12 protein-coding genes are annotated in these 14,615 nt (G+C 70.1%); 8 read left to right on the forward strand and 4 right to left on the reverse strand.

All coding sequences use genetic code 11. The features are described from left to right. Positions 1-21: 21 nt before the first annotated feature. From ACGTN6_RS16280 to ACGTN6_RS16290, 3 genes are all read left to right on the forward strand, one after another. Positions 22-624 (forward strand): hypothetical protein, encoded by a 603-nt coding sequence (locus ACGTN6_RS16280; RefSeq protein WP_394593561.1) that lies wholly within the window; start codon positions 22-24, stop codon positions 622-624. Further along, on the forward strand, positions 621-2,195 hold the full coding sequence (locus tag ACGTN6_RS16285) for a GMC oxidoreductase (RefSeq protein ID WP_394593563.1): 1,575 nt from the start codon (positions 621-623) through the stop codon (positions 2,193-2,195). The genes ACGTN6_RS16280 and ACGTN6_RS16285 overlap by 4 nt, the downstream gene beginning before the upstream one ends. A 64-nt stretch (positions 2,196-2,259) precedes the next feature. After that, positions 2,260-3,360 (forward strand): alpha/beta fold hydrolase, encoded by a 1,101-nt coding sequence (locus ACGTN6_RS16290; protein WP_394593566.1) that lies wholly within the window; start codon positions 2,260-2,262, stop codon positions 3,358-3,360. Between the two features lie 118 nt (positions 3,361-3,478). Here the strand turns inward: ACGTN6_RS16290 and ACGTN6_RS16295 are convergent, their stop codons facing one another. The 4 genes from ACGTN6_RS16295 to ACGTN6_RS16310 are packed head-to-tail and all read right to left on the reverse strand — an operon-like array spanning position 3,479 to position 7,552. After that, positions 3,479-4,546 carry an AbrB family transcriptional regulator gene (locus tag ACGTN6_RS16295; protein ID WP_394593568.1) on the reverse strand — a complete coding sequence of 356 codons (1,068 nt, stop codon included), beginning with the start codon at positions 4,544-4,546 and terminating at the stop codon, positions 3,479-3,481. 58 nt (positions 4,547-4,604) lie between these two features. Further along, a complete protein-coding gene (locus ACGTN6_RS16300; protein WP_394593571.1) occupies positions 4,605-6,113 on the reverse strand; it encodes a tripartite tricarboxylate transporter permease in 1,509 nt (502 codons plus the stop codon). Between the two features lie 12 nt (positions 6,114-6,125). Continuing rightward, positions 6,126-6,575 carry a tripartite tricarboxylate transporter TctB family protein gene (locus tag ACGTN6_RS16305; RefSeq protein ID WP_394593572.1) on the reverse strand — a complete coding sequence of 150 codons (450 nt, stop codon included), beginning with the start codon at positions 6,573-6,575 and terminating at the stop codon, positions 6,126-6,128. Beyond that, positions 6,572-7,552 (reverse strand): Bug family tripartite tricarboxylate transporter substrate binding protein, encoded by a 981-nt coding sequence (locus tag ACGTN6_RS16310; protein WP_394593574.1) that lies wholly within the window; start codon positions 7,550-7,552, stop codon positions 6,572-6,574. The genes ACGTN6_RS16305 and ACGTN6_RS16310 overlap by 4 nt, the downstream gene beginning before the upstream one ends. A 150-nt stretch (positions 7,553-7,702) precedes the next feature. Here ACGTN6_RS16310 and ACGTN6_RS16315 point away from each other — a divergent pair, with 150 nt between their 5' ends. The 5 genes from ACGTN6_RS16315 to guaA all read left to right on the forward strand — a co-directional run bounded on the left by ACGTN6_RS16315 (position 7,703) and on the right by guaA (position 14,229). Then, positions 7,703-8,371, forward strand: a complete 669-nt coding sequence (locus tag ACGTN6_RS16315) for a response regulator (protein ID WP_394593576.1) — start codon at positions 7,703-7,705, stop codon at positions 8,369-8,371. Next, positions 8,368-9,771 (forward strand): sensor histidine kinase, encoded by a 1,404-nt coding sequence (locus ACGTN6_RS16320; protein WP_394593579.1) that lies wholly within the window; start codon positions 8,368-8,370, stop codon positions 9,769-9,771. Before ACGTN6_RS16315 ends, ACGTN6_RS16320 begins: the two co-directional genes overlap by 4 nt. Then, complete coding sequence (locus ACGTN6_RS16325) at positions 9,768-10,805, forward strand: ABC transporter substrate-binding protein (RefSeq protein WP_394593581.1); 1,038 nt, start codon at positions 9,768-9,770, stop codon at positions 10,803-10,805. The genes ACGTN6_RS16320 and ACGTN6_RS16325 overlap by 4 nt, the downstream gene beginning before the upstream one ends. A gap of 258 nt (positions 10,806-11,063) precedes the next feature. Then, positions 11,064-12,533: an IMP dehydrogenase gene (gene guaB, locus ACGTN6_RS16330; protein ID WP_183387491.1), complete on the forward strand. Its 1,470-nt coding sequence runs from the start codon at positions 11,064-11,066 to the stop codon at positions 12,531-12,533. Positions 12,534-12,651: 118 nt separating this feature from the next. After that, positions 12,652-14,229 (forward strand): glutamine-hydrolyzing GMP synthase, encoded by a 1,578-nt coding sequence (gene guaA / locus ACGTN6_RS16335; RefSeq protein ID WP_394593584.1) that lies wholly within the window; start codon positions 12,652-12,654, stop codon positions 14,227-14,229. Positions 14,230-14,615: the final 386 nt, after the last annotated feature.

The following is a 14,615-nucleotide window of genomic DNA, read 5'->3' on the forward strand; positions in this document are numbered from 1 at the left end:
GCTGCTAGGGAGGACCACATCATGAGCGCGGGCATCGCCTTCGAGGAGACCATGCGCGGCGCCTTCGCCCTGGGCGAGACCGACCCGGCGCGCGGCGCGGCCGCGGGGCGCCGGGCCGGCACCCGGCTGGCCATGCACGCCGCCGTGGCCATCGACGACCTGGCGGCCTTCCTGGCCGACCCCGGGCATCCCGGGGGACTCGGTGGGCGGGTCGACTTCCCGCCGCTGGGCGTCGACCTGGCGGCGAGCGGCGGCGTCTTCCGGCTGTTCTCGTCAGCCGGGGACGACGGCATGGGGCGTCGCATGGTCTACGAGCTGGCGCTGCCGGTCGACGGCGTCGACTACTATCTGGCCGGCGAGAAGCGCGTGCGCGACGACCCCGGCCCCGACCTGTGGCGCGACACCACCACCCTCTATACCCGCCTGCACCGCGGCACGGATACCGGCGGCGAGGTGGTCGGCGCCGGCATTCTGGAGCTCGGCGTGCCCCAGCTGACGGCGCTGCTGTCGACGCTGCGCGTCACCGGCGACGGCGACGCGCGCACCCTGGCCGCCTTCGGCGGCTTCTTCTTCGGCGAGCTGTGGGACCTCTACGCGCCCCTGGCCCGGGGAGGTCGGCCATGAGCATGAGCTTCGACGCCATCGTCATCGGCTCGGGCTTCGGCGGCGCGGTCTCGGCCTGTCGGCTGGCCGAGGCCGGCCAGCGGGTGCTGGTGCTGGAGCGCGGGCGGCGCTGGGCCACCGAGGACCTGCCGCGCGGCCCCGAGGACGACTGGGTCTTCGATGCCCAGGACCCCCAGCGCCACCATGGCTGGCTGGATCTGCGGCTGTTCCCGCGGGTAGGCGTGGCCCAGGGGGCGGGCGTCGGCGGCGGCTCGCTGATCTATGCCAACGTCTTCGTCGAGGCCGAGCGCTTCGTCTTCGATCACGGCTGGCCAGAGGAGATCGACTTCGAGGCGCTGGCGCCGCACTACGCCACCGCCGGACGCATGCTCGAGGTCCAGACCCTGCCCGCTGGCCAGCGCACCGCGCGCCATCGGCTGATGCAGGAGGCCGCCCAGGCCACCGGCGCCGCCGACCGGTTCCGCGACCTGCCGCTGGCGGTGCGCTTCGACGACGCCTGGCACTACGGCCTCGCGGATCCCCACGACCCGCGCCACAGTTCGGCACAGACCAACGTTGCCGGCCGCGCCCAGGGCACCTGCATGCACTGCGGCGACTGCGACCTGGGCTGCCCGGTGGGCGCCCGCAACACCCTGGACCTCAACTACCTGGCCCGCGCCGAGGACCGGGGAGCCGAGATTCGGCCGCTGTGCCTGGTGCAGGCCATCGAGCCGGACGGGCAGGGCTACCGGGTGCGCTACCGGCGCCTGGACGGCGGCGGCGAGGCCAGCGAAAGCGCCCGTCGGGTGGTGGTGGCCGCCGGCTCGCTGGGCTCCACCGAGCTGCTGCTGCGTTGCCGTGACCAGTACCGCACCCTGCCGGCGCTGTCGCCCCGGCTCGGCCACGGCTGGTGCGCCAACGGCGACTTCCTGACCCCGGCGCTGTACGCCGGGCGCGACGTCTCGCCGACCCGCGGGCCGACCATCACCTGCGCCATCGACTACCTGGACGGCAGCGACGGTGGCGCGCGCTACTTCGTCGAGGACGGCGGCTTTCCCGACGTGGTCGGCAACGCCCTGCGTGCCGCCCTGGAGCGCCACGCCGCGGGGGAGCGGCTGTTCGAGGGCTGGCGGCTACTGCTCGACGGCCTGTTGCAGGGGCACGACCCCCAGGCCCACCTGATGCCCTGGTTCGGCCAGGGCGTGGACGCCAGCGACGGCGTGATGCGCCTGGAGCGCGGCTGGTTCGACCGCGACCTGGCGCTCGAGCTCGACTACGACGTGCGCCGCTCGCGGCCGGTCGTGCAGGCGCTGGTCGAGCGCCATAAGCGGCTCTCCGCGGCCACCGGCGGGCTGGCGCTGGAACCGCCGTCCTGGTCGCTGTTCGACTACCTGCTGACCCCGCACCCGCTGGGCGGCTGCAACATGGGCACCCGCGCCGAGGCCGGCGTGGTGGACCACAAGGGCGAGGCATTCGGCTACCCGGGGCTGCACGTGCTGGACGGCTCCATCGTGCCCCGGGCCCTGGGGCTCAACCCCTCGCGGACCATCGCCGCCCTGGCCGAGCGCGCCATGGCCGAGATACTCGCCTAGGGCAAGATACGAGGGGCGAGGGGCAAGGTACGAGGAGCGAGGCATATCGATCAAGGAGGGCAGCATGAGCCGGGAGATTCCGCTCTACACCCTGAAGGGCGTCCGGGACGCCGAGACCAGCACTCATCACTTCACCACCGAGGACGGCCTGGGGCTGTCGCTGCTGCGCTTCTGCCGGGCGCCGTGCCGCAACGTGGTGATGATCATCCACGGCCTGACCACCTCCTCGGACATGTTCATCCAGCCCGAGCACGACAACCTGGTTTCCTGCCTGCTGGATGCCGGCTTCACCGATGTCTGGACCCTGGACTTCCGCATGAGCAACCGCCATGCCTACAACCTGCAGCCTAGCGACTGGTCGATGGACGACTGCGCGCTCTATGACCACCCGGCCGCCGTGGCCAAGATCCGCGAGGTGGCCGGCGCCGACGTCAACCTCCATGTCATCTGTCACTGCCTGGGGGCCATGAGCTTCACCATGGCGCTGTTCGCCGGCACCGTCACCGGCATCGACTCCTGCATCGCCAACAGCGTGGCGTTGACGCCCCACGTACCCACCTGGTCGCGGATCAAGGGCCACGTCTTCCCCTTCATCATCGAGCGCATCTTCCAGCAGCCCTACGTCAGCCCGCGCTGGAGCGAGGACCCGCGGCTGACCGTCGGCAAGCTGCTGTCGAAACTGGTGTCGCTGTTCCATCGCGAGTGCGACGTGCCCGCCTGCCACATGCTGTCGCTGATGTGGGGCACCGGCTGGCCGGCACTCTACCGCCACGAGAACCTCGCCGAGATCACCCACCGGCGGGGCGGCGACCTCTACGGCCCGGTGGGACTCAACTACCACAAGCACGTGTTGAAGATGCTGGGCCGCGGCCACCGCACGGTACGCATGAAGCCCGACGACCCGCGCTACGCCGACCTGCCCGACGACTACCTCGCCGGCGCCGCGGCCGTCGACACGCCCTGCCTGTTCATGACCGGCGACACCAACCGCGTCTTCACCGACAGCAACATCCACTGCCACCGGGCCCTGGAGGCGGTGGTGCCCGGCCGCCATCAGTTGGCGATCTTTCCAGGCTACGGCCATCAGGACGTGTTCATGGGCAATCGGGTCCACGAGGACATCTTCCCGCGGCTGATCGACTTTCTCGACCAGCACCGCGGCTGACGGGCGGACGGCGTCCCACCGCCGACACATCGGATGCCAACCAGCCCGCTGTCTGAGGCCCCGTGCCTTTCGTGGGAGCGCGATTCATCGCGCGAATGGCGCCATCAGGCGCCGGGGGCTAACTCTCGGGACGCTCGAGCATTCTCAGCAGCGCCGGCAGTATCAGCACCAGCACGCTGATGCGCAGCAGGTGGTGGGTGGTGACGAAGGCCGGGTCGATGCCCAGCGTCAGCGCCACCAGGCTCAGTTCGGGGGCGCCGCCAGGCATGTAGGCCAGTAGCGCCGCGGCGGCCGAGTAGCCGGTCAGCAGATGGCCGGCCCAGGCGGCGACCACGGCGAGGGCCAGCAGCACCAGCGCCTGGCCGACGGCCATCACCAGCGTCTGGCCGACCCGGGCCAGCGAGGTGCCGGCGAAGCGCACGCCCACCGAGACGCCGATCAACACCTGGGCCAAAGCCAGCAGCGTCGGTGGCACCGCGGCGTGGGTGACGCCGGTGAGGTGCAGGGCCGCCGAGACCAGCGCCGGGCCGAACAGCAGGGCGTTGGGCAGGCGCAGCAGGCGTGCCAGCCACAGGCCGCCGAGGCCCGCGGCGACCAGCCAGGCCGCATCCGCCGGGCCGGGCAGCCACAGCCAGCGCGACGGGTCCGGCGTAGCGCCGGCCAGGTCGACGTGGCCGATCGCCTGGAGCACCGGGGGGATCGCCACCAGCAGCACCAGAATGCGCACCGCATGGGTCATGCCCACCACCCGCAGGTCGGCGCCGGAGGCCATCGCCATCACCGTGACCGTGGACACGCCGCCCGGCACGCCGGCATACAGCGCGGTCTCCTGCGAGTGGCCGGCGATTCGCTGCGAGAACCACACCGAGAAGGCCATCATCGCTGCCGTGGCCACCAGCATCACCGCCAGGCTCAGGCTCCACAGCCCCAGGTCCCCGGACAGCTCCGGGGTGAAGGCCGAGCCCAGCATCACCCCGATCACCACCAGCACGCCCTTGCGGCCGCGGCCCGGGGAGCGCAGTCGCACGCCGGCCATGCTCGTCGCGGTGGTGGCGATCATGGCGCCGAGCAGCCACGGCAGCGGCAGGTTCACGGCGAAGGCCAGTGCGCCGCCGGCGATGCCGAGGGTCAGGGTGGGCAGGAAGCGCAGCAGAGGGGCGATGGGCGAGGCGGCGGGGGAAGGCAAGTCGATGAATCTCCTTTTCAAACGCATCGGGCCCGCTTGAGCGGGCCCGAGTCGAGGATCAGCCGGCGTGGCGGCGGGTGCGGCCGGCGAGCAGCTTCGGCACCAGCCAGGGCAGCACCAGCAGCGCGGCGGCGGCGATCCACAGCCCCAGCGAGATGCCGGACTGCCACAGGATACCCGCGTCGCCGCCGCTGATCGACAGCGCCCGGCGCAGGTTCTGCTCCATCAGCCCGCCCAGCACGTAGCCGAGGATCACCGGGGCCAGCGAGAAGCCGAGCTTGCGCAGCAGGTAGCCGAACACGCCGATGATCAGCATCAGGTAGATGGCGGTCAGGTCGGAGTGCAGCTGGTAGACGCCGACGAAGGCCAGGATGGCGATGGCCGGCACCAGCACCCAGCGCGGAATCGTCAGCACCCGGGCGAACACACCGGCCAGCGGCAGGTTCAAGGCCAGCAGCACGATATTACCGATATACAGCGAGGCGATCAGCCCGCCGGCCACCTCGGGGCGCTCGGTGAACATCATCGGGCCCGGGGTGATGTTGTAGAGCATCAGCGCGCCGAGCAGCACGGCGGTGGTGCCGGAACCGGGAATGCCAAGGGTCAGCATCGGCACGAAGGAGCCCGCCGCCGAGGCGTTGTTGGCCGCCTCCGGGGCCGCGAGGCCGCGCATGTCGCCCTTGCCGAAGGTGCCTTCCTTGTCGGAGAGGCGCTTCTCGGTGGTGTAGGAGACCGCGCCGGCCACCGAGGCGCCGGTGCCCGGCAGCACGCCGATCACGAAGCCGAGCAGCCCCGAGCGACCCATGGCGCCCTTGCAGTACATCACTTCCTTGAGGCTGACGAACACGCGGCCCAGGGCCGGCAGCTCGCCGTCGCCGTCGCGGCGGTGGGCGTGCTCCAGCATCAGCAGGATCTCGCTGATCGCGAACAGGCCGATGATCATCACCACGAAGTCGATGCCGTCGTAGAGCTCGGGCATGCCGAAGGTGAAGCGCATCACGCCGGTGCCGGAGTCGACGCCCACGGTGGCGATCAGCACGCCCAGCACCGCGCCGATGGCGGTCTTGATCGGGTCTTTGCCCATCATCACCGACATCGACGAGAAGGCGAAGATCATCAGCGCGAAGAACTCGGCGGGGCCGAACATCACCGCCACCTCGGCCAGCAGCGGCGCGAACAGCGTCAGGCCGATGATGGCGATGGTGGCGCCGACGAACGAGCTCACCGCCGACAGGCCCAGCGCCGGGCCGGCCAGGCCCTTCTTGGCCAGCGGATGGCCGTCCAGGGTGGTCATCACCGCGCCGGCGTCGCCGGGCACGTTGAGCAGGATGCTCGACATCCGGCCGCCGTACTCGGCGCCGGTATAGATGCCGGCCAGCAGGATCAGCGCCGACTCGGCGGGCAGGCCCAGGGTATAGGCCAGCGGCATCAGGATGGCGATGCCGTTGATCGGGCCGATGCCCGGCAGCGCGCCGAACAGGGTGCCGAGCAGGGCGCCGAGGAAGGCCAGCCCCAGGTTCAGCGGGCTCAGCGCGACGCCGAAGCCCTCGATCAGGAAATCGAACATCTCGCAGCTCCTCTAGAGGATGTCGGCCAACCAGGTGCCGGTGGGCAGGGCGATGCCCAGCGCCTCGGTGAACAGGAAGTAGCTGCCCACGGCCATCAGGGCGCCGGTGAGCAGCGCCTGGGGCCAGCTGGCGTCGAACAGCCGGGCCAGGGTCGCCACCACCAGGAAGGAGGCCGGCACGAAGCCCAGGCGGGTGAACAGCAGCGCATAGACCAGCAGCAGGCCCAGCACCACCAGCAGCCTCAGCCCCAGGGCGGCGTGGGGCCACTCGCCGTCCTCGCCGGGACGGATCACCAGCACCAGCGCCAGGCCGGCGAGCAGGGCCGCCAGTCCCAGCGGGAAGGCTTTCGGCCCCACGGGCTCGTAGCTGAAAGGGACTTCCAGTTGAAGGGACTGGACGGCGATGAACGCCGCCAGACCGATCAGGGCAAGCCCCAGCAGTCGGTCGGCGGCGATCCTCATTTCAGACCCACTTCTTCGGCCAGTGACTTGAAGTCGGCGACCTGATCCTTCACGTAGGCGTCGAAGTCGTCACCGAAGCGCGCCATCGGGAACAGCCCACGCTCCTCGCGCATCTCGGCGAAGCCGGGGTTGTCGGCCAGCTCCTTGAAACGCTCGATCCACGCCTGGTAGGCCTCGTCGCTGACGTCCGGGCCCATGTAGTAGCCGCGCCAGATCGGCCACTGGACGTCGTAGCCCTGCTCGGCGGCGGTGGGGATCTCGGCGTAGGGGCCGCCCATGCGTTCCTCGGAGAGCGCGGCCAGCACGCGGACCTTGCCGCTCTCGAGCTGGGACTGAAGCTCGGACAGGTCGCCGGTGAACACCTGGATGTGGTCGCCGAGCAGTGCGGCCAGCGCCTCGCCGCCGCCCTCGAAGGCCACGTAGCGCAGCTCGCGCGGGTCGATGTCGCCGGCCTTGGCGGTCAGCGCTGCTTTCATCCAGTCCTGGCTGCCCACGGTGCCGCCGGCGCCGAAGGCCACCGAGCTCGGGTCCTCCTGGAGGTCGGCCATCAGCTCGTCGAGGCTCTGCCAGGGCGCGTCGGCGCTGACCACGATGGCGCCGTAGTCGACGCCCAGGGCGCCCAGCCAGCGCACTTCGCTGGCGTCGTACTGGCCGAACTTGCCCAGCGCCAGGTTGACCGCCGCACCGGTGCTGGCGGCGACGATCAGGTTGTCGTCGTCGCTGCGCACGCCGTTGACGTGGTTGTAGGCCACCGCGCCGATGCCGCCCGGCATGTAGGTCACCAGCATCGGTTCGTCGATCAGCTCGGCGGCCAGCAGGCCGTTGGCCGCCAGGCGGCAGGTCAGGTCGTAGCCGCCGCCGGGCTTGGCGGGGGCGATGCATTCGGACTCGCCGGCCGCCTGGGCCTGGCCGGCGAGCAGGGCGCCGCCCAGCAGGGCAATGCCGGAGGCGTGGCGGATGGCCGTGTTGATCTTCATGGCGAACTCCTGTTCTCTTGTTTTGAAAGGCGAGCGCGAGACGCGAGGCGCTGCCTCGACCGCCATCCTGTCGATGGCCCGAGCGATGCTAGGTCCGCCACCTTTCATCAACCTGTCATCCTGCCCGATACCCTCTGAGACATTGGTCGAATGCGCCTGCTGGTCATCGAGGACGATCCGCTGATCGCCCGCTCCCTGGAACACGCCCTGGCCCCGCTGGGCAACACCGTCGAGGCCTTCGCCACCCGCGCCGAGGCCCGGGCCGCGCTGGCCCACGACTGCTTCGACCTGGTCCTGCTCGATCTCGGCCTGCCCGACGGCGACGGCCTGGAGCTGCTGGCGGAGCTGCGCGACCGCGGCGATACCACCCCGGTGCTGATCCTCACCGCCCGCGACGCCGTCGACGACCGGGTCTCCGGCCTCGACCTGGGCGCCGACGACTACCTGGCCAAGCCGTTCTCGATCGCCGAACTCGAGGCCCGGGTTCGGGCCCTGCTGCGGCGCAGCCAGCAGCGCAGCGACAACCGCCTGCGCCACGGGCCGCTGGCCTTCGACCCGGCGACCGGCAGCGCCAGCCTCGAGGAGGCGCCGCTGGAGCTGCCGCGTCGCGAGCTGCTGCTGGTCGAGGGCCTGCTGCTGCACGCCGGCAGCATCGCCCCGCGCGAAGCCCTGGAGCGCCGGCTGTTCGGCTTCGACGAGGTGGGCACCAACGCCCTGGAGGTCTACGTCAGCCGGCTGCGCAAGCGGCTCAAGGGCAGCGGGCTGCGCATCCGCACCTTCCGCGGGCTCGGCTACCGGCTGGAGGACGACGCCGGGTGATCGAGGTCAGCGGCTCGCTGAAGCGCCGCCTGGCGGTGTGGCTGCTGGTCACGGTGAGCGGGCTCGGCGCGCTGCTGATGGTCGAGGCCTGGTGGAGCGCCCACCGTGCCGCCCAGCGCGCTTACGACAGCCAGCTCGAGGCCGCCGCCCTGACCATCGCCGAGGCGGTGCAGTGGCAGCAGGGCGAGCCGGTGGTGGAGATTCCCGCCGCGGCGCTGCAGATACTCGCTACCCGCCACCAGGAGCGGGTCTTCTACGCGGTGCTCGACGCCGACGGCGAGGCGGTCTCCACCAACATGGCCTACGCCATCTCGCCGGGCTGGCGGGAACGTGCTGCCCATGCCCCCCGGGCGCTGACCACCGAGTTCGACGGCACTTCCTGGCGGCTCTACGGCCGTGAGTACGACTCGGCGGGCTGGGTCTCCCAGGAACCGGTGCAGATCTGGGTCGGCCACACCCGCGAGGGGCGGGGGGCGCTGGCCGACGAGCTGTTCGAGCGCACCGTCAGCCGCTTCGTGGCCATGGTGCTGCTGGCCGGGGTGCTGATGGCCATGGCGCTGCGAGTGGCGCTAGGCCCCATGCGCCGGCTGCGCCGCCAGCTGCGGGCGCGCGAGGCCGACGACATGCGCCCCCTGGATGCCCGGGTGCCCGAGGAAATGCGCGAGCTGGCCCAGACACTCGACCACCTGTTCGCCCGCCAGCGACAGAGCCGCGAGGCGCTGCTGCGCTTCACCGCCGACGCCAGCCACCAGCTCAAGACGCCGCTGGCCGGGCTGCAGAGCGTCAGCGAACTGGCGCTGAAGAGCCCCGATCCCGCCGACTGGCATGCTGCGCTGGGCGCGGTGCACGAGGGGGCGGCGCGCACCAGCCGGCTGGCCGGCCAGCTGTTGAGCCTGGGGCGGCTGCGCCACGTGGAAGAGGAGGGGGAAGTCGCCCCGCTGGACCTGGCCGCGCTGCTGCGCGAGACGCTGCTCGACTGGGCCGGGCGCGAGGCGGCCCGCGACCACGACCTGGGGCTCGACGAGCTGCCGGCCGGCCCGAGCTACGTTCGCGCCGAGGCCTGGGCGCTGCGCGAGCTGCTCGGCAACCTGATCGACAACGCCCTGCGCTATACGCCGCCCGGCAGCACCATCACCCTGGGCCTTATGGGGGACGCCGAGACGCTGACACTCTACGTGGAGGACGACGGCCCCGGCGTGCCGGCCGAGGCCCGCGAGCGGCTGCTGCAGCCCTTCGAGCGCGGCGGCCGCCAGGATACCGACGGCTCCGGGCTGGGGCTCGCCATCGTCGACTCCATCGCCCGGCGCTTCGATGGTCGGCTGAGCCTCGCCGAGCGTTCGCCCCACGGCCTGGTGGTGCGCCTGCACCTGCCGCGCTGCGCCGAGGAGGAGACGCCATGATCCGCCGCTGCCGTTCCCCGCTCGCTGGCCTGCTGATCGCGCTGCTGGGGCTCGCCGCCCCGGCGGGCGCCGCCACGCCGCTGGTGGTGGAGGCCGCCCTGGACCGCGAGGTGGTCACGCCGCTGCTCGACGCCTTCCGCACCGCCCATCCCGACATCGTGCTGGAGTTTCGCGACCGCTCGACCCTGGAGGTCGACGAGCGGGTCGTCGATGACGGCCCGGCGCCGGACGTGGTGATCAGCTCGGCGATGCCGTGGCAGATGGCGCGGGTCAACGAGGGCCATGCGCGGCGCCTGGACTCCGCCGAGGCGCGCCAGTGGCCGGAATGGGCCAAGTGGCGCGACGAGGTGTTCGGCTTCACCTTCGAGCCGATCGTCATGGCCTACCGGCTCGACCTGTCGCGGCGCATGCTGCCGCCGCAGACCCACGCCGACCTGCACACCCTGCTGACCACCGAGCGTGAGGCGCTCGCCGGCAAGGTGACCACCTACTCGCCGCTGGGCAGCGGCGTGGGCTACACGCTGTTCCAGCAGGACGCTCGCTACACGCCGCGCTTCTGGGACCTGGTGGCCGGCATGGGGCGGGTCGACGCCCATCTGGAGAACAACACCCGCGCCATGCTCAAGGGGATCAGCGACGGGCGCTACTGGCTCGGCTACAACCTGCTCGGCTCCTACGCCATGGTGTGGGCCCAGGAGCATCCCGAGGTGATCGTCCAGGTGCCCCAGGACTACGCCCTGGTGCTGATGCGCATGGCCTTCGTGCATCGCGACGCCCCGCATCCCGCCGCCGCCGAGGCCTTCGTCGACTTCCTGCTCAGCCACGCCGGCCAGCGGGTGCTGGCCGGCGAGACGCCGCTGTTCAGCGTGCGCCCGGACGTGATCGGCCCCTACACCGCGGCGCGGCTGCGCGACCAGGTGGGCGAGCGGCTCTACCCGATCCCGCTCAACGCCTCGCTGCTGGCCTTCGTCGACCCCCAGCGCCGCGAGGCCTTCCTGGCGCGCTGGCGCCGTGAGTTCCGCCGCGACGACTAAAGGCGAATCGCTGGGATCATGGTCTTCGCTGCCGACGAGGGGCGCCGGGGACAAGCCGAAGAGGAGCTCCTACGCCATGGATGGCGTCGGGAGCTACAAGGACGTATCTACCGCGTCTCCTCGCAGGCTTGTCGACGGGGTAGCCCCGAGTCACCGCACCTGGCGTGGAGTCATCCACCGGATTGCCGGAAAGCGGCCCGAGCCGTTATAATGGTCGATTAACTTCTCCCTCCTCCAGCGCACTGGGTGTTGCCGATTATGCTACGTATGGCCCAAGAAGCTCTTACGTTCGATGACGTATTACTCGTTCCCGGCTATTCGGAGGTCCTGCCCAAGGACGTCAGCCTCCGGACGCGCCTGACTCGCGACCTGTACCTCAACATCCCGCTCCTCTCCGCCGCCATGGACACCGTCACCGAGGCCCGCCTGGCCATCGCCATGGCCCAGGAAGGCGGTATCGGCATCATCCACAAGAGCATGACCATCGCCCAGCAGGCCGCCGAGGTGCGCAAGGTCAAGAAGCACGAGAGCGTGATCGTGAAGGACCCGGTCACCGTCGGGGCCAAGGCCAAGCTCGCTGATCTGCTGGCGATGGCCCGCGAGCACGGCTTCTCGGGCTTCCCGGTGGTGGAAGGCGAGACCCTGGTGGGCATCGTCACCGAGCGTGACATGCGCTTCCAGCCCAACCACGGCGACAGCGTGGCCGACATCATGACCCCGCGCGAGAAGCTGGTCACCGTGGCCGAGGGCACCGCGCTCGACGTGATCAAGGGCAAGATGCAGGAACACCGCGTCGAGAAGATGCTGGTAGTGGACGACGAGTTCCGCCTGCGCGGCCTGGTCACCTTCCAGGACATCGAGAAGGCCCGCACCTTCCCGAACGCCGCCAAGGACAGCGACGGCCGCCTGCTGGTCGGCGCCGCCGTGGGCACCGGCCCCGAGACGCCGGACCGCATCGCCGCCCTGGCCGAAGCCGGCGTCGATGCCATTATCGTCGACACCGCCCACGGCCACTCCCGCGGCGTGATCGATCGCGTGGCCTGGGTCAAGGAGCACTTCCCGCAGATCCAGGTGATCGGCGGAAACATCGCCACCGCCGAGGCCGCCAAGGCGCTGGCCGAGGCCGGCGCTGATGGCGTCAAGGTCGGCATCGGCCCCGGTTCCATCTGCACCACCCGCGTCGTCGCCGGCGTCGGCGTGCCGCAGATCACCGCCGTCTCCAACGTCGCCGCGGCGCTCAAGGCCTACGACATCCCGCTGATCGCCGACGGCGGCGTGCGCTACTCCGGCGACCTGGCCAAGGCCATCGCGGCTGGCGCCAGCGCGGTGATGGTCGGCGGCCTGCTGGCCGGCACCGAGGAAGCCCCGGGCGAGGTCGAGCTCTACCAGGGCCGCACCTACAAGGCCTACCGCGGCATGGGCTCCATGGGCGCCATGTCCCAGACCCAGGGCTCCAGCGACCGCTACTTCCAGGACAAGGAAGCCGGCGTCGAGAAGCTGGTGCCGGAAGGCATCGAAGGCCGCGTGCCCTACAAGGGCCTGATGGGCGCCATCGTCCACCAGATGATGGGCGGCCTGCGCGCCTCCATGGGCTACACCGGCTGCGCCAGCATCGAGGAGATGCGCACCAAGCCGGAGTTCGTGAAGATCACCGGCGCCGGCTTCAACGAGTCCCACGTTCACGACGTGCAGATCACCAAGGAAGCCCCGAACTACCGCGCGGGTTAACCCAAGCTTGAAGCCGGAAGCTTGAAGCTGGAAGTGCGCCCTGGGCCGCTTCCAGCTTTTCGCTTCCGGCCCGCGAAATTCGCCATCCGTTTTGCCCGCCTCGCATAGGAAAGGCCAGATGACCGACATTCACGCCCACAAGATCCTGATCCTCGACTTCGGCTCCCAGTACACCCAGCTGATCGCCCGCCGGGTACGCGAGATCGGGGTCTACTCCGAGATCCGCGCCTTCGACATCACCGAGGAAGAGATCCGCGAGTACGCCCCCAATGGCATTATCCTCGCCGGCGGCCCGGAATCCGTCACCGAGCTGGGCTCGCCCCGCGCCCCGCAGTGCGTGTTCGAGATGGGCCTGCCGGTGCTCGGCATCTGCTACGGCATGCAGACCATGGCCGAGCAGCTCGGCGGCGCCGTGGAAGGCTCCCACAAGCGCGAGTTCGGCTACGCCCAGGTGCGCCTCGACGTCGAGACCGCGCTGTTCAAGGACATCTCCGACCACATCGATTCCGAGACCGGCCGCAGCCTGCTCGACGTGTGGATGAGCCACGGTGACAAGGTCGCCCAGGTGCCGGCCGAATTCAGCGTGACCGCCTCCACCCCGAGCTGCCCGATCGCCGCCATGGCCTGGGAAGAGAAGCGCTTCTTCGGCGTGCAGTTCCACCCCGAGGTGACCCACACCCTGCAGGGCCAGCGCATCCTCGAGCACTTCGTGCTGGATATCTGCCAGAGCGAGCGCAACTGGACCCCGGCCCAGATCATCGAGGACCAGATCGCCCGCGTGCGCGAGCAGGTCGGCGACCGCCACGTGCTGCTCGGCCTCTCCGGCGGCGTGGACTCCTCCGTGGTCGCCGCGCTGCTGCACAAGGCCATCGGCGACCAGCTGACCTGCGTGTTCGTCGACAACGGCCTGCTGCGCAAGGACGAAGGCAACCAGGTGATGGAGACCTTCTCCCAGCACATGGGCGTGCGCGTCATCCGCTCCGACGCCGAAGACCTGTTCCTCGGCAAGCTCGAGGGCGTGGCCGACCCGGAAGACAAGCGCAAGATCATCGGCAACACCTTCATCGACGTGTTCGACGAGCAGGCCGCCAAGATCGACGGCGTGGACTTCCTCGCCCAGGGCACCATCTACCCGGACGTGATCGAATCCGCCGCCGCCAAGACCGGCAAGGCCCACGTCATCAAGTCGCACCACAACGTCGGCGGCCTGCCCGAGACCATGAAGCTCAAGCTGGTCGAGCCGCTGCGCGAGCTGTTCAAGGACGAGGTGCGCAAGCTCGGCGTCGAGCTCGGCCTGCCCTACGACATGGTCTACCGCCACCCCTTCCCGGGGCCCGGCCTGGGCGTGCGCATCCTCGGCGAGGTGAAGAAGGAATACGCCGACATCCTGCGCGAGGCCGACGCCATCTTCATCGAGGAGCTGCACAACGCCGGCTGGTACCACAAGACCAGCCAGGCCTTCGCCGTCTTCCTGCCGGTGAAGTCCGTGGGCGTGGTCGGCGACGGCCGCCGCTACGAGTGGGTCATCGCCCTGCGCGCCGTGGAGACCATCGACTTCATGACCGCCCGCTGGGCGCACCTGCCCTACGAGCTGCTGGAGAAGGTCTCCAACCGCATCATCAACGAGCTCTCCGGCGTCTCCCGCGTCACCTACGACGTGAGCAGCAAGCCGCCCGCCACCATCGAGTGGGAGTGATCGCCAGGGCAGGGCGGATAAGCGCCGCCTAGCCCCGCCGCATCACACGCGTCATACGAAAGCCTGCCGGAAACGGCAGGCTTTTTTGTTGCCGAACGTAATCTGGCTAAGGTTAACTAGGCTTCAGCCGCCGAGGCAGTGGCCGATAGAAGGGAGCAGGAAACCACAATGCGAACGGAGTCGCAGGGAAAGGATGTGATCCCCGGGCGGTAGCGTGTCTTCCTTTCTACCTGTGTTATACCGCCGGCACGATTATTGGTGTTGAACTAAACCGCTTCGCGGTAGCTGTCGTCGAATCCTGTCCCTCGCCTCATCGAACCACACTGTTCGTTGACCCACGTGGGTCAACGAACAGGAGTGACGACGATGACTGCCTTGCGACAGAC

The organism is Halomonas sp. B23F22_20 (genome assembly GCF_043496985.1).
GTDB lineage: Bacteria > Pseudomonadota > Gammaproteobacteria > Pseudomonadales > Halomonadaceae > Halomonas.

Excerpts from the sequence above, each read along its gene's own strand:
- guaA (WP_394593584.1), top strand. The coding sequence starts at position 12,652 with ATGACCGACATTCACGCCCACAAGATCCTGATCCTCGACTTCGGCTCC.
- guaB (WP_183387491.1), top strand. The coding sequence starts at position 11,064 with ATGCTACGTATGGCCCAAGAAGCTCTTACGTTCGATGACGTATTACTC.
- ACGTN6_RS16290 (WP_394593566.1), top strand. The coding sequence starts at position 2,260 with ATGAGCCGGGAGATTCCGCTCTACACCCTGAAGGGCGTCCGGGACGCC.
- ACGTN6_RS16300 (WP_394593571.1), bottom strand. The coding sequence starts at position 6,113 with ATGTTCGATTTCCTGATCGAGGGCTTCGGCGTCGCGCTGAGCCCGCTG.
- ACGTN6_RS16285 (WP_394593563.1), top strand. The coding sequence starts at position 621 with ATGAGCATGAGCTTCGACGCCATCGTCATCGGCTCGGGCTTCGGCGGC.
- ACGTN6_RS16280 (WP_394593561.1), top strand. The coding sequence starts at position 22 with ATGAGCGCGGGCATCGCCTTCGAGGAGACCATGCGCGGCGCCTTCGCC.
- ACGTN6_RS16315 (WP_394593576.1), top strand. The coding sequence starts at position 7,703 with ATGCGCCTGCTGGTCATCGAGGACGATCCGCTGATCGCCCGCTCCCTG.
- ACGTN6_RS16325 (WP_394593581.1), top strand. The coding sequence starts at position 9,768 with ATGATCCGCCGCTGCCGTTCCCCGCTCGCTGGCCTGCTGATCGCGCTG.
- ACGTN6_RS16310 (WP_394593574.1), bottom strand. The coding sequence starts at position 7,552 with ATGAAGATCAACACGGCCATCCGCCACGCCTCCGGCATTGCCCTGCTG.
- ACGTN6_RS16305 (WP_394593572.1), bottom strand. The coding sequence starts at position 6,575 with ATGAGGATCGCCGCCGACCGACTGCTGGGGCTTGCCCTGATCGGTCTG.